The organism is Plantactinospora sp. WMMB334, from assembly GCF_049179095.1.
Lineage (GTDB): Bacteria > Actinomycetota > Actinomycetes > Mycobacteriales > Micromonosporaceae > Plantactinospora.
Genome location: NZ_JBMHME010000002.1, coordinates 3,618,712 through 3,638,013, shown reverse-complemented (window position 1 = coordinate 3,638,013; position 19,302 = coordinate 3,618,712). Strand labels below are relative to the sequence as shown.

General features: G+C 70.6%; 18 protein-coding genes. 11 read left to right on the top strand and 7 right to left on the bottom strand.

Features of this window, described 5'->3' with window-relative positions:
- Positions 1-62 precede the first annotated feature (62 nt).
- The 3 genes from ACN27G_RS15540 to pcaC are packed head-to-tail and all read left to right on the top strand — an operon-like array spanning position 63 to position 1,451.
- Positions 63-581, top strand: coding sequence for a nuclear transport factor 2 family protein (locus ACN27G_RS15540; protein WP_421493518.1), 519 nt, complete (start codon positions 63-65; stop codon positions 579-581).
- 52 nt (positions 582-633) lie between these two features.
- The gene (locus ACN27G_RS15535) at positions 634-1,032 is read left to right on the top strand and encodes a cupin domain-containing protein (protein ID WP_421493517.1); all 399 of its coding nucleotides are present in this window, start codon (positions 634-636) and stop codon (positions 1,030-1,032) included.
- A 20-nt stretch (positions 1,033-1,052) separates the two neighbouring features.
- Positions 1,053-1,451 (top strand): 4-carboxymuconolactone decarboxylase, encoded by a 399-nt coding sequence (pcaC, locus tag ACN27G_RS15530; RefSeq protein WP_421493516.1) that lies wholly within the window; start codon positions 1,053-1,055, stop codon positions 1,449-1,451.
- 61 nt (positions 1,452-1,512) lie between these two features.
- Here pcaC and ACN27G_RS15525 read toward each other — a convergent pair whose 3' ends face one another.
- From ACN27G_RS15525 to ACN27G_RS15510, 4 genes are all read right to left on the bottom strand, one after another.
- Complete coding sequence (locus ACN27G_RS15525; RefSeq protein WP_421493515.1) at positions 1,513-3,330, bottom strand: dynamin family protein; 1,818 nt, start codon at positions 3,328-3,330, stop codon at positions 1,513-1,515.
- Positions 3,331-3,472: 142 nt separating this feature from the next.
- The gene (locus tag ACN27G_RS15520; protein WP_421493514.1) at positions 3,473-5,008 is read right to left on the bottom strand and encodes a hypothetical protein; all 1,536 of its coding nucleotides are present in this window, start codon (positions 5,006-5,008) and stop codon (positions 3,473-3,475) included.
- A 105-nt stretch (positions 5,009-5,113) separates the two neighbouring features.
- Complete coding sequence (locus ACN27G_RS15515) at positions 5,114-8,257, bottom strand: AAA family ATPase (protein WP_421493513.1); 3,144 nt, start codon at positions 8,255-8,257, stop codon at positions 5,114-5,116.
- A gap of 94 nt (positions 8,258-8,351) precedes the next feature.
- Positions 8,352-8,630, bottom strand: a complete 279-nt coding sequence (locus tag ACN27G_RS15510; RefSeq protein ID WP_421493512.1) for a hypothetical protein — start codon at positions 8,628-8,630, stop codon at positions 8,352-8,354.
- On the opposite strand from ACN27G_RS15510, the gene ACN27G_RS15505 reads away from it, so the two are divergent.
- Positions 8,622-9,770, top strand: a complete 1,149-nt coding sequence (locus tag ACN27G_RS15505; RefSeq protein WP_421493511.1) for an alpha/beta fold hydrolase — start codon at positions 8,622-8,624, stop codon at positions 9,768-9,770. The two genes, ACN27G_RS15510 and ACN27G_RS15505, sit on opposite strands and share 9 nt — an antisense overlap.
- Positions 9,771-9,789: 19 nt before the next feature.
- On the opposite strand, the gene ACN27G_RS15500 is transcribed toward ACN27G_RS15505, so the two are convergent.
- The 3 genes from ACN27G_RS15500 to ACN27G_RS15490 all read right to left on the bottom strand — a co-directional run bounded on the left by ACN27G_RS15500 (position 9,790) and on the right by ACN27G_RS15490 (position 14,578).
- On the bottom strand, positions 9,790-10,806 hold the full coding sequence (locus tag ACN27G_RS15500; protein ID WP_421493510.1) for a hypothetical protein: 1,017 nt from the start codon (positions 10,804-10,806) through the stop codon (positions 9,790-9,792).
- Positions 10,807-10,968: 162 nt separating this feature from the next.
- Complete coding sequence (locus tag ACN27G_RS15495) at positions 10,969-12,975, bottom strand: Hsp70 family protein (protein WP_421493509.1); 2,007 nt, start codon at positions 12,973-12,975, stop codon at positions 10,969-10,971.
- A 79-nt stretch (positions 12,976-13,054) separates the two neighbouring features.
- A complete protein-coding gene (locus tag ACN27G_RS15490) occupies positions 13,055-14,578 on the bottom strand; it encodes a dynamin family protein (protein WP_421493508.1) in 1,524 nt (507 codons plus the stop codon).
- Between the two features lie 187 nt (positions 14,579-14,765).
- On the opposite strand from ACN27G_RS15490, the gene ACN27G_RS15485 reads away from it, so the two are divergent.
- Genes ACN27G_RS15485 through ACN27G_RS15455 form a run of 7 tightly spaced genes read left to right on the top strand, consistent with a single transcriptional unit; the run spans position 14,766 to position 19,293 of the window.
- Positions 14,766-15,359 (top strand): DUF4255 domain-containing protein, encoded by a 594-nt coding sequence (locus tag ACN27G_RS15485; RefSeq protein ID WP_421493507.1) that lies wholly within the window; start codon positions 14,766-14,768, stop codon positions 15,357-15,359.
- Positions 15,360-15,378: 19 nt separating this feature from the next.
- Positions 15,379-16,578, top strand: a complete 1,200-nt coding sequence (locus ACN27G_RS15480) for a phage tail sheath family protein (protein ID WP_421493506.1) — start codon at positions 15,379-15,381, stop codon at positions 16,576-16,578.
- 19 nt (positions 16,579-16,597) lie between these two features.
- Positions 16,598-17,743: a phage tail sheath family protein gene (locus ACN27G_RS15475; protein WP_421493505.1), complete on the top strand. Its 1,146-nt coding sequence runs from the start codon at positions 16,598-16,600 to the stop codon at positions 17,741-17,743.
- Positions 17,744-17,769: 26 nt separating this feature from the next.
- A complete protein-coding gene (locus ACN27G_RS15470) occupies positions 17,770-18,207 on the top strand; it encodes a phage tail protein (RefSeq protein ID WP_421493504.1) in 438 nt (145 codons plus the stop codon).
- Entirely contained in the window at positions 18,198-18,584 is a 387-nt protein-coding gene (locus tag ACN27G_RS15465; protein WP_421493503.1) for a hypothetical protein, read from the top strand. Before ACN27G_RS15470 ends, ACN27G_RS15465 begins: the two co-directional genes overlap by 10 nt.
- Entirely contained in the window at positions 18,581-18,754 is a 174-nt protein-coding gene (locus ACN27G_RS15460; RefSeq protein WP_421493502.1) for a DUF6760 family protein, read from the top strand. Before ACN27G_RS15465 ends, ACN27G_RS15460 begins: the two co-directional genes overlap by 4 nt.
- Complete coding sequence (locus tag ACN27G_RS15455) at positions 18,751-19,293, top strand: phage tail protein (RefSeq protein ID WP_421493501.1); 543 nt, start codon at positions 18,751-18,753, stop codon at positions 19,291-19,293. The genes ACN27G_RS15460 and ACN27G_RS15455 overlap by 4 nt, the downstream gene beginning before the upstream one ends.
- Positions 19,294-19,302: the final 9 nt, after the last annotated feature.

Here is a 19,302-nt window from a genome sequence, read left to right as displayed (position 1 = left end):
CCACGGTCGCCGTGGTGCGGGTACGCGATCACCACCATCGTCCATCCGGAAGGAGCAAGGAGATGACCCAGGAAGCGGTGGCCGATCTCACGGCCGACACGCTGGCACTGATGCGGATCGAGGGCGCCTACGCGCCCACCTACGACGGACGCCACGGGGAGGAGTGGGCGGACCTCTTCACCGCGGAGGGCATCTATCAGGCGCGTGTGATGGATGGCCAGGCGGGAAACTTCGTCGCGGGTCGTGAGAACCTCGCAAGGTTCTGCAACGAGCAGCCGTGGCACGGGATCCACTACATGATGGTCCCCAGGTTCGACATCGACGGGGACACGGCGTCGTGCCGCGTCCACTTCCAGTACCGGGCCATCGGGGTCGTGGACGGGCGGGTCTCGATCCGCAACAGTTCGGGCGCCTACGACGTGGCCTATGTCCGGGCGGGCGCCGGCTGGCTCATCGAGCGTCGGATCACCTCCTTCTTCGCCGAGTCCAGGGAGGTCTTCCACGGCTGGTATCCCACCGCCGCCGACATGTCCGAGCGCTGGCCGTACCAGGACGAGCGCTATGTCGACCGTCGCGTCTAGGGCCCGTGTCGACGCGGGCCCCAGGCGACCTCAACGACCCGAAGGAGACAGCATGAAGATCACCCGTGCCGCGGAGCAGGCCGGCACCGCCGGCAAGCCGGGCTCGAAGTTCACCGGCGACGTGTGGAACTACCTGACCATGCCGTCCACGGATGGCGTGACGATCAATACCGTCACCTTCTCGCCCTGCGCCCGGACCTACTGGCACAGCCATGAGCACGGGCAGATTCTCCAGGTTGTCGCCGGCCGCGGCCTGATCTGCACGGCCGGTGAGCGACCCGAGGTGCTCCGGGCGGGGGACACCGTCTGGATTCCCGCCGGGGAACGCCACTGGCACGGTGGCGCGCCGGATTCCTTCCTGACCCACACCGCGATCTCGCTCGGCAGGACCGAGTGGGCCGAGCCCGTGGCAGACGGCGACTACGGCGCCGCCGCGACCACCTCGGCCTGAACCGAAGGGAGCACGACAAGATGACGGCGAACGGCACCCACCAGGAGTCGTACGAGCAGGGGCTCAAGGTGCGACGGGAGGTCCTCGGGGCGGAGCACGTCGACCGGTCCCTGGGCAACGTCACCGAGTTCTCGCGCCCTATCCAGGAGTTCGTCACCGAGTACTGCTGGGGCGGGGTGTGGTCCGGCGACGGCCTGGAGCGTAAGACCCGGAGTCTGCTCAACCTGGCGATGCTGACCGCCCTCAACCGCTCCCACGAACTCGGCGTCCACGTGCGGGGCGCCGTCAACAACGGGGTCACCGAGAAGGAGATCCAGGAGACGCTCATGCAGGCCGCCGTCTACGTCGGGGTGCCGGCCGCCCTGGAGTCGTTCCGCGTGGCGGAGCGGATCCTGACGGAGCTGCGCGGCGAGGGGTGAGCACGGCGGAGTGTCCGCCAGCGGCCGACCCCGCCAGCGGCCGAGCCCGGCGGGGGAGAGGTCAGGAGACGAGCGCGGTGGCGTGCTCCCGCAGCTGCCGCAGGCGATCCAGTTCGGACGTCAGGTCACGGAGCCGGCTCTCGCGTTCGGCCGTGGAGCGCTGCGCCGCCTCCGACGCCGCGCTCAGCGCCTTGCTGTTGGACCGGGCCAGTTCGTCGGCGATGCCGCTGTAGTGGTCGCGAAGCTGGCGCTGGATACGGCGGAGGGTATCGCGGGAGTCCTTGGTCATCACGAAGCTGACCTCGTCGCAGTAGCGCCGGATCGCGTTCCGGGCCTGGCTCTGCCGGCTCGTCCGCTGCCGCTTCTTCTCCTCGCGTAGGCCCTTGCGCCCCATCACCAGGCCGATCCCGATGCCGATGGGGCCGAGGGCGATACCGGCCAGGGTGCCGAGCATGGTGAACATGAGCGCGCCGCCGTAGGCGCTCTTGAGCGCCACCATCGCCTGCTTCCCGACCTTCATCTTCGCCAGCTCGATCTTGTGGTCGACCTGGGCGGCGCCCGCCAGCCGTACCGGGTCGGTGACCGCGACCTCGCGGAGTGCCTGGCCGGCGGCCTCCTGGAAGTGGGTCGCCACATCGTCGCTGAGGCTGATCGCGCGGTCCCGGAGCATCATGTAGCTGGCCAGCAGTTCGTGGGAGACCCGAGCCTGTAGCCACCGTTCGGTCTCGGCCCAGTTGTCAGCCGGGTCGCTCTCCTCGATCTGCGTGTCGGCCTCCTCGACGAGCCGGCGGATGCGGCCGCGCAGGTCGTGGTCGATGTCGGAGTTGAGGTCGGCGACGCCGTCGTTGAGCGTCTGCTGCCACTTCGCCGCGGCGGCCTTGAGCGACTCGACGCGCTGCTTCACCTCGGCGAGGCCGTCCATCACCCTGGCCGCGGTCGCCGGGTCCGCGAGCGCGGCCCGCTCGGCCTCGAACTGGCTCTCGATCTGCTCGCAGATCCCGACGACCGAGGCGCCCGCCTGGGCGGCTGCCCGGGCGGCCGCTCCACCGGAGACCCGCTGGGCGACGAATTTCACCAGCTCGGGAAACCCGGACTCGGCGTTGAGATCCTTGTCTCCGGCGGCGACGGCGCGCTGCCGGAGGTCGGAGGAGACCGGAATGATCGGTAGATCTCCTCCCTCGCCGGCCAGGTGTCGCGCGTCGAGGTCACGGATCTTGCGCCAGTACGGGTAGAAGTCGGTCTTGGTGAGCACGCACACCGCCGTGCCGCACACCTCGCGGGCCTGGCGCAGGAACTCCACCTCGCTGCGAGTGAGCTCCTGGGCCGCGTCCGTGACGAACAACAGCGCGTCGGCCATGGAGGCGGCGGTCAGGCTGGCGGCCGCGTACACCGAGCCGAGGCCGCCGACGCCAGGGGTGTCGACGATGACGAGGCCGCCGGAGAGCAGCGGCCGGGGCAACCGTACCTCGACTCCGGTGGTCCTGTCCGCCGTGCCGGCGCTCTCCCGTTCCAGGACGAACTCCCGCACCCGCTCGACCGGCACCGGCTCGCGCCGCGGCGGTACGTCGTCGAGAAGCAGACTGGCGGACGGCGTCTCGGCGTAGCGCACATAGGTTGGCAGGGCGGTGGCCACGTCGTCGTCGACCGGGCAGACCCTGTGTCCGACCAGCGCGTTCACGAGGGAACTCTTACCCTGCTTGAACTCGCCCACGACGACGACGTGCACCGCCGGGTCGGCGAGGCCCGCCCGGATGGCGGCGAGCCGGCCGTTGAGGTCCGCGCGGTCGTAGGCCGCGCACGCACGTTGTGCGAGGTCGACCACCTGGGTCGCCCGTCGCAGCGTGCTGTCGGCGTCGGATGGTGCTGTGGTGGTGGCCAACGTCGTTCCTTCCGGCACGTGGATGTGTGGCGGACCGGCTCGGCCCATCGGTCGGCCAGAGCACGGGCGCGGCGTGGTGGGGCCGCAGACCCACCACGCCTGCGCTGCTCGACCCGGTTCGGGACTCGGGCGCGTTCGGGACTCAGGCGCCGAGGCTCGGGTCAGGCTCCGGGCTGCCGGCGGTGTCGCCCACGCTCGTGTCGTTGTTGCTGAACGCGGCCACGTCGTTGAACGAGTCGTCGTTGTTGAACGAGTCGTCGACGGACTGGTCGTTGTTGGAGTCGTTGGTCGACTGGTCGTTGAAGGAGTCCTGTGCCGTGCTGGCGTCGCCGCCGGCGGAGAGCGAGGAGTCCTCGACGTCGGAGGCGTTGACGGTGTCCTGGCTGCCCCCGCCGAAGTTGAGGTTGATCGGGCCGACGCTGCCGCCGGCACCGCCGCTGGCGTCGCCGCCGACGCCCTTGCCGCCCGAGGCGTCGCCGCCGACGGCCTTGCCGCCGTCACCGCCGTCACCGCCCTCACCGTTACCCTCGCCGCTGCCTTCCCCCTTGCCGCGGAGCCCGACGCCGACGCCGGTACCGACGCCGACCCCGGCCGCACCGTCGCCGCCGCTTCCGCCGTCGGCGTTCGCGCGGCCGCCGTCGCCACCCGTGCCCCCGGCGGTGCCGCCGGCGCCGCCTCCGGTGTCGATGTCGAACTGCGCGCTCTGGTTGTTGTCCCCGACCACGGCCTTGTCCACGTCGTCGCCGACGATGCCGAGGTTGTCGCCCAGGATCGCCTTGTCGACGTCGCCGTCGGCCTGGATGCCGGAGTTGGTGCCGGTGTTGACGACCCCGTCGATGTCGTCGCCCGCGGTCACCGCGTTGTCGCCGGTGTTGCCCACCACGTCGCCGTTCTTCGAGGTGCCGAGGAAGGCGCCGTCGCCGGTCGCGCCGAGCACGTCACCGTCGCCGGTCCCCACCACCGCGCCGTCTCCCGCGGTGATCTTGTCGCCGTCGACGAACTCCACCGACGAGTTGTCACCGGTGGCGGCGAACGCGTCGTCACCGGCGGCCACCGAGCCACCGGTCGCGGCCACCTGGTCCCCGTCGCCCTGCTGGGCCACGGCGCCGTCGCCGGTCGCCGCGTTGACGTCGCCGTCGCCGATGTTGCCGACATTTCCGTCGCCGGCCTGGTTGAGGTTGGTGGAGTCGACGTCGATGTCACCCAGCACCGCGCCGTCCACGTCGACGTCGACGGAGTTGTCGATGTCGGTGGAGTTGTCGGTGAAGGTGGTGGAGTTGTCGACGAAGTTCTGGGTGGTGAAGTTCTGGGCCACGTTGGTGACCTGCTGGACGGTCTGGACGGACGGCGCGGAGGCGCCCGCCCCACCGCCACCGAATCCGCCACCACCGGAGCCGCCGGAACCACCCCCGCCGAAACCGCCAGGACCGCCGCCAGGACCGCCGCCGGAGCCGCCGCCGCTGAAACCTCCGGGACCACCGGCGCTGCCGAACGCGGCCTCGTTGGCGATCTGGTTGATGTCGACCGCGCCCAGCGTCTCGGCGTCGATGTCGTTGGCGGCGAACGACCCGGCCGGGTCGGCGAGAAACCTCGCGGTCTCCTCCTCGCTGCTGAACACCTTTTCGAACAGCGCCCGAACCTTGTCCAGGATCAACGGGGTGATTTCTACAGTGGTCATGGCCTCTCCTGTGTGTCTGATCGGGCTCGTCCCGGTGGGCGGAGATCTGGGGTTCGCGGGGGTGCTGCCTGGCCGGCTCGTGCAGGGGCTGAAGGGCCGGTCGAGCTAGGTCGCCGACGCGGCGAAGTCCTTTATGGATACAAGCTTGCCCATCTTCTGGTACTCCCGCCTGGTGGCCTGGAGCAGATGGGCCATGGTGACCACGCCGCCCTCGGCGGCGGCGAGAAACGCGCCGGCCAGGGCGATGTTGCGGATGCTCCCGCCGGGCAGGTCGACATGCCCGGCGAGCAGGTCCAGGTCGAGGCCCTCCTCCAGCGGAGCGCCATCCGGCCAGACCTGCCGCCAGATGCGGCGACGGTCCTCGACGCCGGGGACCGGGAAGTCGATGGTGGCGTGCAGCCGGCGGATGAACGCGTCGTCGAGGTTCTTGCGCAGGTTGGTGGCGAGCACGACCACCCCCTCGTGCTGCTCCATCCGCTGCAACAGATAGCTGATCTCCAGGTTGGCGTACCGGTCGTGCGCGTCGCGGACGGCGGAGCGCTTGCCGAACAGCGCGTCGGCCTCGTCGAAGAAGAGGACCGCGTTACTGGTGGCCGCCTCGGCGAAGATCCGGGAGAGGTTCTTCTCGGTCTCGCCGATGTACTTGCTCACCACCGTCGACAGGTCGATCCTGTAGAGGTCCAGGCCGAGGTCGTGGGCCAGGACGTCGGCCGCCATCGTCTTGCCGGTGCCGGAGGGGCCGGCGAACAACACGGCCAGCCCTCGCCCGTTGGCCAGCTTCCGCTCGAATCCCCAGGACTCGTACACCAGGGCCCGGTAACGCACCTGGTTGGCGATCTCCCGGAGTTGCTCCATCCGGTCGGCGGGCAGCACGATGTCGTCCCAGGAGTAGTGCGGCGCGATCCGCTGGGCCAGCTCGGCCAGCTTCCGGTTGGACTGCGCCCGGCACGCCGCGTACAGATCGGCGGAGCTGACCCGTGGCGCGCCCGGGGACCGGGCGTACGCGAGATGGCGGGCGGTCGCCGCCGCGTCCTGGATCTGGCCCCCGCTCAGCCGGAACTTGCCGGCGACCTCGGCCAGCTCCACCGCCGGTGCCGCGCCGCCGAGCGCCGCCTCCCAGAGGCGGATCCGCTCGTCGTAGCCCGGTGCCGGGAACTCCAGCCGGACGAAGGTGACGCCGCCCGGCAGGTCGGCCGGCTCCCACCCGGTCTCTCCGGCCAGGAACGCCGGGGCGCGGTGGGCCGCCAGCATCGACAGCAGCAGCGACAGCCGGGGACGGCCCTGCTCGGCCAGCAGGGCATCGATGTTCTCCCAGTACATGACCGCACCCAGCAGTCGTGCCTCGCGGTCGACGAGACCGACCAGGGTCGCGAACTCCTCGATCGGGCGATCCGCCAGCAGATCCGCGGCGACGACCAGCAGCGGCGCGTGCCAGCGTTGGCAGCAGGCCGCCGCGACGCTCTGCTTGCCGAGGCCGTAGCCCCCTTGGCAGTAGACCATCAGGTCGTCGCCGGCCCGCTCGGCCAACCGGGCCACCGAGGCCCCGAAGCTCACGGGAAAGTGCAGGTCGTCGAGGCTTCCGGCGGGTGCGACCACCCGGGCGTACGGTCGCAGCTGATCGGCGATCTCGTCGTCCTCCAGCAGGAACCCGGCGACCCGCGGATCCAGTCGGACGTTGCTGCCCAGCAGGGAGTGCGAGGGCTGCGCGGGATCGTCCGAGAGGAGGATGAGACGGTGCCTGACCAGGGGCGCCGCCGACGTGAACCGGGTGCGTGCGGCGGTCCGCGCCGGCAGCCCGGTGCAGAGCAGGGTCAGGATCAGGTCGACCGTCGGCGCCCGCCGCGTCACATCGTCGTTCAGATAGCCGTACAGGCGCTCGTACCGCCGATCGGTCTCGAGCGCCAGGCACGCCACGACGACCTCGAGGTCGAGCGGGCAGAGATCGAAGCGCTCCACCAACGCCACCAGCCGCAGGAACGCACCATCCCGTACGCCGCGCTTGACGCGTTCGGCGATCTCGTTCGACAGCCGGTCCAGGCGAGATCCGATCTCCGGATCGTCGTCCAGCGGCGGGGCGTCGACCGGTCGCCCCAGAAGCGCGTCGACCTCGGCATCGGGAATGTAGTACGCGGAGAGCCTGTCGTCGCGTTCCCCGTGCGAGAGCCGCGCCCGCCGCACCTGCCTTTCGAGCAGGATGTCGAGTCGCGCCAGCTCGGCCAGCAGATGCTGCGTCGAGTCGGCGTAGCCTGCACCGTCCATGAAACCCCGCACCTCGTCCCGGTCCTCGGGGCGCAACCCCACCACTCTCGCTGCACCGACGTGTGTGGCGACGGCCGTACGACGGGGCTTGGGCAGCGTGATCGCCCCCGCGTGGACCTGGCCGACCCGGCCACGTGCTCCGTCCACGGCGGCCCGCTCTCGTGGCGCTCGCGGCGACCGCTCGGCGACCGCCGTCAGAGCGCTCTTCGGCATGATGTCGTCGGCCCGGTCGGCCCAGATCTGTTCGTAGAGGAGCGTCGTGTCCGCCGACGGTCGCACTCCGAACTCCCGGTCCACCACCGCCACGCACCGCTCGTACTGGCGGAGCGCCGCGGTCCGGTCGCCGGCGGCGTAGTGCAACCGCATCAACTGCCGGTGGGTCCGCTCCCGCGCGGTGTCATGGCCCAGGAGGGCCTGCCCGAGGCCGACCCCCTTCGCGTAGAGCCCGCGCGCCTCGCAATAGCCCATCATCTGGTCGAGCATCGCCAGGTGAGCATGGCGCAGGCGGTCCCGCTCGGGGTGGCACCAGTCGTGGTACCACGCGGTGACCAGATCCCCCCGGTAGAGCTCCAGCGCGCGTTCGACCGCGTTCGCCTGAACGTCGGAGAGGGTGTGCCCGGGGACATCGCGGACGGCCGCGTAGCTCTCCTCGAACGCGTTCACATCCAACCAGTAGGGCGCGTCGGGGTTGACCCGGACCCAACCGGGGTCGATGACGACGAGCGCGCTTCCGGCACCGTGCTCGTCCGACCGGTCCGGCATCGTCGTGTTGAGCCGCCACAGGGCCTGCCGCAGGTTCTTTCTGCCGGCGCCGGGCTCCGCCTCCGGCCACAACATCTCCGCGACCGCCTCGCGGGCGTGCGCACGGTCGCGATGGATCAGCAGATAGCAGAACAGCTCCAGAGCCTTACCCGGCGGAAAGGTCAGGGATCGACCGCCCCGCTGGATCGACACGTCACCGAACAGCCTCACCTGCAGGCCGTTGACCACGAACCCCCCTTGAGCCGCCGCGGACCAGCCTGGTCGTCGCCCTGACCCGGAACGGCTCTCACCGCCCACGCCGGTACGTCGTATCTTCCGAGACTCACGCGGCGCACGCTTGGGGAGAATCTGAGGAAGTTATGAGGAAGCTCGTCGTCACCGCACCGGAGAAGAACACTCGGACGAACGTATCCAAAAAAGTCAGCTTGGCGTCCGATAGCGTTGCGGCGACATCGAGTCGATAAACTGCGATGTGCTCGCGGCGACCTACCACTTCGCGCAATTTGACCTGGACCCGCGCCTGGGCCGTCTCTCCCACGGACGGCGGCCGATCCGCATCGAGCCCCGGGCATTCGCCCTGCTCTGCCATCTCGTGCGGCACCGCGATCGCATCGTGCCCGGAAAGGAACTGCTGGACACGGTGTGGGCGGGCGAGTCCGTCACCGCGGCCGTCCTCACCACCACCCTGCGCACCCTCCGGCGGGCGATCGGCGAGACCGGGCGCCAGCAGCGGCTCATCTCCACTGTCCACGGGCGCGGTTACCAGTTCGTGGCCCCGACGGCGGTGAGGCCCCGCGAGTCCGCCCCGACCGCGGTGGCGCCCACCGGGTCCGTCCCGACCGCAGTGGCCGACGCGCCGGCCGGTCCCGGCGTGGCGGACACCGCCGCGTCAGACGTCATCCGGTTCTGCCGCACGGCCGACGGCGCGCGCATCGCCTGGGCCGCCACCGGCACCGGACCGATCCTGGTCAAGGCCGCGAACTGGCTGAGCCGGATCGACATCGAAGGGACCACTCCGATATTCGCGCACTGGCGCGAGGCCCTGATCCGCGACAGGCGGGTGATCCGCTACGACTCGCGGGGATGCGGCCTGTCCGAGCCGACGGCGACCTTCGCCGTGGACGAGTGGGTCGACGACCTCGACGCCGTGGCCGGCGCGGCGGGACTCGACCGCTTCCCGCTGCTCGGCGTCTGCCACGGCGGCGCCCAGGCGGTGGCGTACGCCGCGCACCGGCCCGAACGTGTCAGCCGGCTGGTCCTGAACGCGGCGGTCGTCCAGGGCCGGCTGGCCCGGGCGCGCGACGACGCCGAGCGCGCCGCGGCGGCCCTCGACATGCAGGTCGACCTGGCCGGATGGCATGGCCAGGAGCGCAGCTACCTGCGGTTCTTCGGGGCCCAGTTCTTCGCCGGCAGCCCGCCGCAGTGGTGGGACGACCTTACCGACTACCGGCAACGGACGGCCTCAGCGGCCAGCGGGGCGCGGCAACTGGAGCTGCACTCCGTCGTCGACGTTCTGGGCCTCGCACACCGCGTCTCCTGCCCTACGCTGATCCTGCATTCCCGCGACGACCCGCGCGTTCCCGTCTCCCAGGCGGAGGAACTGGCCGACCGCATCCCGCACAGCCGGCTGGTCGTGCTCGACGGCAGCAATCATCTGCTCACCGCCGACGAGCCGGCCTGGCCCGCCTTCCTGGCCGAGCTACACGCCTTCCTCGCGGAGGAGGAGCCCGGCCGCGGCTGATTTTCCCGGTGCCGTCGATTCACGGTAGGTCCCGGTAGAGAATGACCTGATTCGAAGGATGTTGGTTGATGGCGGTGTCGTTGGTCGTCACCACCCTGGTGACCTGCGCCATCGAACCCTTGGCCGTCTTCACGAGGTCGAAGTCGTGCCAGTGCCGGATGTCGCGTTTCCGGCTGAGTTCGCAGAGACCCCGGTACCGGTCGTTCCACATCATCGGGTCGGTGCCGAGCTTTTTGGCCCGGGCTCTACTGCCCAGCGACTGGGTCAACCGGCGCCCGATCGTGTCGATGACATACTGCTCGGCAGCGGTCTGGGTGGCCGCGGCCGGGAAGACCTGGCCGCACACATGGTTGACCAGGACATCTTCCGCCGCCACGATGGAGATGTCGCCGGCGTACCGAATATCGTTGACGTGCTCCATTTCGCCCTGCCGGGCGAGCACGGCCATCGCGTCCGACATGACGAGATATCCGCTGCGGTTGGTGCGCATGTCGGTGGTTTCGTGGTCACCGGCCCGCAGATACCCGGACTCGTTCCTGCCCCTGTCGTGCTGTCGGAGCAGGACGGGCCGGCAATACCACATGTTCGTCGCCGGGTCCCAGGTGATGCCGGGGTCGTAGTCCGGGGCCTGTGATCCCACCGGCGGAGTCGTCACACCGATTTCCATACCCCGCGTCCGGGACCTGTTCCTCAGCCAGTCCAGCCCGACCGCCTGGCTGTTCGAGACGATCATGAACGCGCTGTCCTGGCCGGCGCCGGTGAGCGCGCCGGGCGGGACAGCCCGCGGCGTGCCGAGCCGGTCGACGGGCGGAGCCGGCCGCGGCCTGGCCGTGGCGGCACCGCGTGGGCGGGCCGCTGCCGGCTCCGGCGCACCGGACGCGGACGGCCACGACCCGGTGTCGTCGGTCGTCCCCCGATTCCAGCGGGCCATGATGGTCGCTGTCGCGCGATTGCCGACCCGGCGTTGTAGCTGGGCCAGCGCGGCCGGGTGTGCCGGGGCGCGCGGTACGCGCCCCGGCCCGAGTGCCGCCGCCATCCAGTCGTCGGAACGGCTGGTCGACCGGGGCGGTGCGGCCGACGCCCGGTGTGAGTCAGGCCGGGCGACGGCGCGTGACGCACCGCCCACGGCGGACCGCTGGACGGAGCGAGAACCTCGCTGTGGCACCTGTCCTCCCGTCGCCGGTGGTCCCGTTCGCGGTCAGTGCCGTTCGATCGGGAGGCAGTTGCCGGTGTGGTAGCTGCCGTCGCTGGCCTTCGCCAGCTCGTGACCGTTCTTGGCGATCCGGGCGCAGACCTTCTGGGCGTCGCGGATGGACTCCTTGAAGTCGCGGCTGCTGGTCCTGCGGACCGAGGGCTGCTCGTCGTCGAAGTAGTACGAACCGTGGCTGCTGGCCTGGCTACCCATCGTCGCCTCGTCGGGGTTGGTGCCGTCGCCGCCGTAGAGGTGCAGGTGGAAACCGTTCTGGATGTCCGGCTTGCTGCCGGCCCACTCGGCGTCGAAGTACACGGTGAAGACCCCGTCCTGCACGGTGGCTCTGGTGATGCAGACCCAGCGGGTGCTCTTCTTCACCTCGGTGCAGTCCTCGTCCGGCGGCACCACGGCGACATCCTGGTCCGCACCATCGCCCTGCGCGCCCTCCTGCTGCTGCTGGTCGGCCCCGGCGCCGTCCTGTTGCGCGGCGGCCACCGCGTCCTGGTCCCGGTCGCCATCACCACGGCCGGTCAGCGCCCACGCGGTGCCGCCGGCGGCGAGCAGCACCGCGACGGCCGCGGCGACCAGCACCGGGCCGCGTGTCCGGCGCTTGCCTGGTGCGGCGGGTACGGATGCGGCGGGTACGGATGCGGAGCGAGCGATCGGTTCGGTGCCGTGGCTGCCGGGAACGGGCGCCGACCCGGTGCCCGTGGGTGGCCACTTCCGGGCCGCGGTCGTGCTTGCCCCGTCCAGGCCGGTCCTCGGTTCCGGAACGGCCGCCGGCATCTGGGCGGTCGGCGCGGGAGCGTTGGCCGGCTGCTGGGGTGCCGGCTCGCTGCGGTACACGCCCGCTGCCGGTACCGCCGCAGCCGCCGGCCGGCCATGCGGAGTCGGGGCTGCCACCTGGTCGCTCGCCGGAACGGGGTGGACCGGGCGGCCGGCCGGCATCGTCAGCCCGCCGCTGGCCAGCCACGCCGCGCCGAGCGCGATGGAATGCTTGGGGTGGGCGTCGACCACGACCGGCCGGCCCAGCTCGGAGCCGACCATCTGGGCCACGATCGGCATCCGGGACGAGCCGCCCACGAGCAGCACCGAATGCACCTGTTGCGGGGTGAGGCCGGCGGACCGGATGGCTCGCTGCAGAGCCTCCACCGATCCGTGCAGAGCGGGCCGGATCATCGTCTCCAACTCCGCCCGGGTGAGTCGGACCTCGGTGGACACGTTGGGCAGCAGCACCGGGATGGACGTGTCGGTGTCCGACGACAACGCCTCCTTGGCCTGGACGCACTCGTCCCGGAGCCGTGCCACCGCGTTGATCGCCGCCGGGTCGTCCTCGTCGAGCTCCTCCAGCTTGCCCGCGAGGGCCGCCTGGACGTGGCTGAAGACCGCGGCGTCGAAGTCGATGCCGCCGAGTCGTTCGATGCCCTCGGGCTGTCCCATGACCTCGAACCCGGCCCCGGTCTTGCGCAGCACCGCGGCGTCGAAGGTACCGCCGCCCAGGTCGTACACGGCCACCACGGTGTCCTGTTCGACACGCTGCTGCTGGGTGTAGTTGACCGCCGCCGCTTCCGGCTCGGTGGTGAAGGTCACCGGCAGGTCCAGGTTGGCCATCCGCGCGGCCTGGCGAAGCAGGTCCATCTTGTACGGACCCCAGTTCGCGGGATGGGAGATGCAGATCGAGGCGGGCTGGCCGCCCTCCCGGCGGGCCACCTCGTCGACCACCCAGCGGAGCAACCGCGCCATCAGGGCCTCGGCGGACTGCGGCACGCCGCCGAGCAGAATCGGGGTGGTGTCGCCGAGCCGCCGTTTGAACTCGCGGGCGACCCGTTGCGGCTCGGAGAATCCACGCCGATGCGCCGCGTCCCCGGTCAGGAATGTCTCGTCCTGCCGCAGCAGCACCACCGACGGGATGGCGGCACTCCGATCGCCGAGCGTGACGGTCTCCGCCCGACCGTCGCGCCAGGTGGCCGCTGCCGTGAACGTGGTTCCGAGGTCAATACCAAGCGCGTACATCGATGAATGCTCCGATTGTGAATTCACTACAGGGGTTCGTCAGGCCGCCGGGGAGCAGCCGTGAAGCGCGGGGGCGGACTCACCGGAACCGCCGCTCCGCGATCAGGCCCTCGCAGGACCGCACGGCCACCCTGGCCGCCACCGCCATCTCGGCCGAGGTCAGGGGATTTTCCGCCCGGCGCTGCCAGCGGGCCAGCGCCGCGTCCGTCGCCTCGTCCAGCTCCCGCTCGGAGGCGTCCGGCGGCAGTCGCAACCGCTGGTGGGGTGCGGCACCGGCCCCGCCGATGAGATGTTCCAGCTCGTCGATCACGGCGGGCCTGCCCGTCACCCAACCCGCACGCAGGCTCGCGAGCACTCTCAGCTCGTTGAACGGGTGCGCGGACGCGGTGACCTCCTCGACCAGCGCGGCGACGTGTTCACTACCCGGCCGGGGGTCGACGCGCGTGATGTCGGCGAGGGCGAGCAGCGCGGATCGGGACTTGAGCACGTCCCGACGTTCGAAGAACAGCGAGCCGAGAACCTCCCGCAGCTGCGCGAGCCCGCTGCGCTCGGTCAGCTCCCGGGCCAGCTCCGTGGCCTTCGTGCAGGTGCCGTGTCGCAGCATGACCGTGCAGAGCCGCAGCCCGAAGAGGCCGAACCGACCCAGCAGCGCCTCCCGTTCGATCGAGGTGAGGCCCAGCTCCGGCATGCTCTGGACGAACCGGTCGGCGGAGAGCAGCAACTGATCGGACTGCGCCGCCGGCAGATCGGAGATCCGGCGCAGCTGGGCGAATTCCACTTCGGTCAGGCTCCCGGCGGTTTCGGCGAGCAACCCCGCCACCGGAACAACGGTCTGCACCAGCCGCCGCACGCTCGGGTTGACGCTCAGCCGGCCGGCGATCCTGCGCGCCGACGCCATCGCGTCGAGCCGGCCGACGGCGATCTCGTCGGCCCGGGACAGCACCCCGATGGCGTTGACCGGATTCGGCCGGGACACCTCCATGTCGTGGAATGCCCGCAGGAAGTCGATGTCGTTGCTGTGCAGGTGCCGCATCAGGTAGACGACGGCGTCGGCCGGGGTCTCCTCGTCGTCCGGAACGAGCAGGTGCCAGGACCGTTGCGAGACCTGCTCGGAGAGCGAACCGATGCCGGGAGTGTCGATCAACGTGACGGTCCTCAGCGCCTGCGACGGCCAGGTGACCTCCAACTGTGCGACATCGTCCACGCTGAGGTCCGCCAGGTCGAACTCGATGGCGCCGTTCTCGCGGCTGAACCGGAGTTGCCTGGGCGGGCCCTGCTGAGGGCGCGCGAGCACCTGGTAGGTGTGCCCGTCCTGGTACCAGGTGACGACGCGGGTGCATTCGCCGGCGTCGGTGGGTGCCAGCCGGTCTCCGACCAACGCGTTGAGCAATGTGGACTTACCCGCCTTGATACGCCCGGCGATGGCGACCCGCAGCGGCTCGTCGAGCCGGTCCCGCACCGCGGTCAGACGCCGTTCCTGCGGCGTGCCGTGATACACCTCGACCGCCTGGCCGAGTACGTGCCTGGTGCGCTCGATCAGGCTCGTCCGGGCACCGTGTGCCGCCGCCCCGGCAGACGGAGGCCGAGATTCGGTGCCCTTCAACGTGGTCTCCTTTCCGCCGACGGGGCCACTGGACATACCTACCGGGCGGGCGTCTCGCCGGCGTCTGCCGCCATGTCTTTTCCGGGCGGCGGTTTTCCGTCGACGGGGAGACGCGGCGGCAGACGCCGGTGCGACGGCCCCTGGGTAGACCTTTCCGGGCCGACAGGCGGCCGGACGAGGAGGGGTGATGTTCCAGGACCTGGACGCCACCCTCGCCGCGCTCGTCGAAGGTGAGCTGGCGCTGCCCGGCATCACCATCAGCTTCGCCACCCCGGACGACCAGTTCCCGCCGTCCGGGGTCACCCTGCCCGCGATCGCGTTCTTCCTGTACGACATCCGGGAAAACCACGAGCTGCGTATCAACCAGTGGGAAAACGTCCGGCAGCCGCCGGGAATGGTCACGCGCCGGCGGGTGCCGGCGCGGGTCGACTGCTCCTATCTGGTCACGGCCTGGCCCAACGAGAGCGCGCCCAATCCGGCGCAGGACGAGCACCGGCTGCTCGGCGACGTGCTGCGGGTGCTGCTGCGTCACCGCGAGATCCCGGAGGATTACCTGCGCGGTGAGCTGATCGGCCACCAACCACCACTGCGTGCCCTGGTCACCGCCGAGAGCCAGTTGCAGGGCATCGGCGAGTTCTGGCAGGCCATGGGCGGGCGACCCAAGGCGGTCCTGCACTACAGCGTCACGCTCAGCGTGGACGTCTTCGATTCGACCGAGGTCGGTCCGGAGGTGACCGAGACGGTCATCCGGGTCGGCCGGGGCGTGGACCAGGAGTCCTGACGAGGGGGAGTACCCACAGATGCCGCAGTATCTAGCGCCGGGCGTGTACGTCGAGGAGGTCCCCTCGGCGATCAAGCCGATCGCCGGCGTAGGGACCAGCACCGCCGGCTTCGTAGGAGTCGTGGCCGACGATGTCGCGATGCCGTTGCTGCCGGGCCGCTCCGGCGTGCAGGCCGACGGCGCCGTGGAACCGGCCGACTTCCACCTGGTCGCGCCTGCGGGCGTGGCCCAGCTCGTGGACGGCTGGGAGACCTTCAAGAACCTCTTCGGCGACATCCAGCCCGGCAACCAGGTCCTCGCCCACGCGGCGTACGGCTTCTTCAACAACGGCGGCGGGCGCTGCTGGATCACCCGGGTCGCCGGTGGTGGCGAGTCCCTGGACGACGACCTGATCGAGGCGCTGGAAACCTTCACCGCGATCGACGAGATCGCGCTGGTCGCGATCCCCGGCGCGGTGAGCGACGCGGTGCAGACCAAGCTGGTCGACCACTGCGAGAACCAGTACCTGCAGGACCGGTTCGCGATCCTCGACGGCCGACGGACCACCACCCTGACCAAGGCGGCGATCCAGGGCGGCGTCCGGGACAGCAGCTACGGCGCGATCTACTATCCGTGGATCGACGTGGGCGTCACCGACGACGACGGCAACCCGGTGTACCAGCCGCCGAGCGGGCACATCGCCGGGGTCTACGCCCGGGTCGACACGGAGCGGGGCGTGCACAAGGCGCCGGCCAACGAGGTGATCCGTGGCGCGCTGGGCGTCGAGACGCTGGTCAGCAAGCAGGGTCAGGCCGGGCTCAACCCCGACGACATCAACGTGATCCGCAGGTTCGACGGCAACATCACGATCTGGGGCGCCCGTACGCTGGCCGGCAGGGAGCAGTCCGAGTGGCGGTACATCTCCTCCCGGCGACTGTTCAACTTCCTGCGCGAGTCGATCGACGAGGGCACCCGGTGGGTGGTCTTCGAACCGAACGCGCCGGAGCTGTGGTCGAAGATCCGCCGCAACGTCGGCGCCTTCCTGACCACCGTGTGGGCCTCCGGCGCGCTGCTGGGCAACACCCCGGAGCAGGCGTTCTACGTGCGCTGTGACGAGACCGTCAACCCGGCGGGGGTCCGTGACGCGGGCCAACTGGTGGTCGAGATCGGCGTGGCGATGGTGCGTCCGGCCGAGTTCGTCGTCTTCCGGATCAGCCAGTGGGCCGGCGGGATCCAGTAGCGCGCCGCCGGACGACACCGTGACCAACCAGCTCACACCGGGTGTGCACCGGCAGGACGTGTTCCCGCCGCTGCCACCGACCATGCTCACCGGGGTGCCCGTGTTTCTCGGCCGGGCCGCCGCCGGACCGTACACGCCGCAGCGGCTGACGCTGTGGCCGCAGTTCGAGGCGGCCTTCGGCGGCTCCACGGACGGTTTCCTGGCCGACGCGGTCCGGGGGTTCTTCGAGAACGGCGGGACGGTGTGCCACGCCGTACGGCTCCCCGAGGCGCTGACGCCCGCCGACGAGGTGCGGGGCGGGCTGGCGGTGTTGGACTCGCTGGACGACGTCGACCTCGTCTGTGCCACCGACATCGTCCCCGCCCCGCCGTGGCCGGACGACGGGGACCTCGCCCCGATCGTCGCGGCGCAGGCGCTGCTGCTGCGGCACTGCCGGGACCGGGGTGACCGGTTCGCACTGCTCGACGGTGTGCCGGCCCTGGACACCGCGAAGGTCGCCGACCAGTGTGCGGCGTTGACCGGGGCCGACGGGGCGTTCGGGGCGCTGTACTACCCGTGGCTCGGTGTGCCGGACGGGACCGGACGGTTGCGCCACCTGCCACCGTCCGGGCACGTGGCGGGCGTCTACTCGGCCGGCGACCAGCGTGTCGGCGTGCACAAGGCGCCGGCCAACACGGTGCTGGAGGGCGTCGTCGACCTGCAGACGCACCTCGCGGCCGCCGAGCTGGGCGCGCTGTACGAGCAGCGGGTCAACTGCCTGCGGGCGCTGCCCGGCCGGGGAATACGGGTGTGGGGCGCGCGCACCCTCGGCGCCGATCCGGTCTGGCGGGACGTGACCGCACGGCGCCTGGTCAGCACCATCGGCCGCTGGATCGAACGGTTCATGACGGGCCTGGTCCACGAGCCCAACGACGTACGGCTCTGGATGCGGATCATGCGGGAACTGACCGTGTATCTCGACGGGCTGTTCCAGCGCGGCGCGCTGCGCGGCCGCACCCCCGCCGAGGCGTTCTACGTCAAGTGCGACCACGAGACCAACCCACCCGAGGTCATCGAGGCCGGGGTGGTAGTGACACACATCGGAGTGGCGCCGACCGCGCCGGCCGAGTTCATCACCGTTCGCGTCATCCACGGCGCGAGCGGGGTGACGGTCGGCGCGGCGTGAACGGCGCGACAACAGGAGGTGCGGTTGTGGACAGGTTCGATCCATACTTCGGCTACAACTTCGCGGTGGAGCTGGACGGCATCACCCGGGCCGGCTTCCGCGAGGCTTCCGGGCTGGAGACCAGCCAGAACGGCGCGGAGTACCGGGAGGGCACCGACCGGAACCTGGCCCCGCGCAAGATCCCCGGGCTCAACAGTTACGGCGACATCACCCTCAGTCGTGGCCTGACCAACGACAGCAAGCTGTGGGAGTGGCGGCAGCGGGTGATGAAGGGCACGGTGGAGCGGCACAACGTGTCGATCACCCTGCTCGACCAGCAGGGCAACCCGCGGGTGACCTGGAACCTCTTCGAGTGCTGGCCCAAGTCGTGGACCGGACCCAGCCTGAACGCGACAAGCGACGAGATCGCCGTGGAGCAGCTGACCCTCGCCTGTGAGCGGATCGAGGTCGACCAGTGGAGCTAGGTGGTGTCGCCGAGGCCCGCCGCACCGAGTTCCCGTTCACCCTGCCGCACGGCCTCGTCGCGCCGGACGGCACGGTGCACCGCGAGGGGACCATGCGGATGGCCACCGCTCTCGACGAGATCGAGCCGATCAAGGACCCCCGGGTGCGCGCGAACCCGGGTTACCTGGTCGTCATCCTGCTCGCCCGGGTCATCACGCGGCTCGGCGGGCTGGACTACGTCAACACCAACGTGGTCGAGAACCTCTACTCCGCCGACCTCGCCTACCTGCAGGATCTCTACCAGCGGGTCAACCTCAACGGGCACGCCCGGCTGCAGGTCGACTGCCCGCACTGCGGGGGATCGTTCGAAGTGGAGCAGCCCAGCCTGGGGGGATGACGCGCTACTCCCCGGACCGGCTGCACGAGGAAGTAGCGTACCTGGCCTTTCACTTTCACTGGCCTTACCACGAGATCATGCAGCTGGACCACCGGGAACGGCAGCGCTGGGTCGCCGAGATCGCGCGCATCAACGAACGGCTCAACGAAGAGGGAGGGGCACGGCGATGATGTCCACCGGGATTCCGCTCGGGCTCAGCTGGGCGACGGCCGCCGTGGGCAACTGGAGCGGCCTGCGGTTACCGGATCCGTTCCCGACCTTCAACTTCGCGGTGGAGATCGAGGGTCTGCTGGTCGCCGGCTTCAACGAGGTCAGCGGCCTGGACAGCCAGATCGAGATGCAGGCGTACCGGGAGGGCGGGGTCAACGGCTTCGCCCACCAGTTGCCGGGTGCGGCCACTCCGGCCAACCTGGTCCTGCGCCAGGGACTGGGCGCACTCAGCAGCCTGTGGAACTGGTACGACAACACCACCCGCGGCGTCATCCAGCGCAGGAGCGGCACGATCGTGCTGCTCGATCGTCGACAGATCCCCGTGATGTGGTGGAACTTCCGTAACGCGCTGCCGGTGCGCTGGTCCGGCCCGACCTTCAACGCCGGCGGCGACGAGGTCGGCTTCGAGTCCGTCGAGCTGGCGCACGAGGGCCTGACCAAGCCGCTGCTGGGCCAGGCCGCCGCGCTGGGGCATGGCGTCGCCGGCATGGCCGGCTGACCGGGAGCC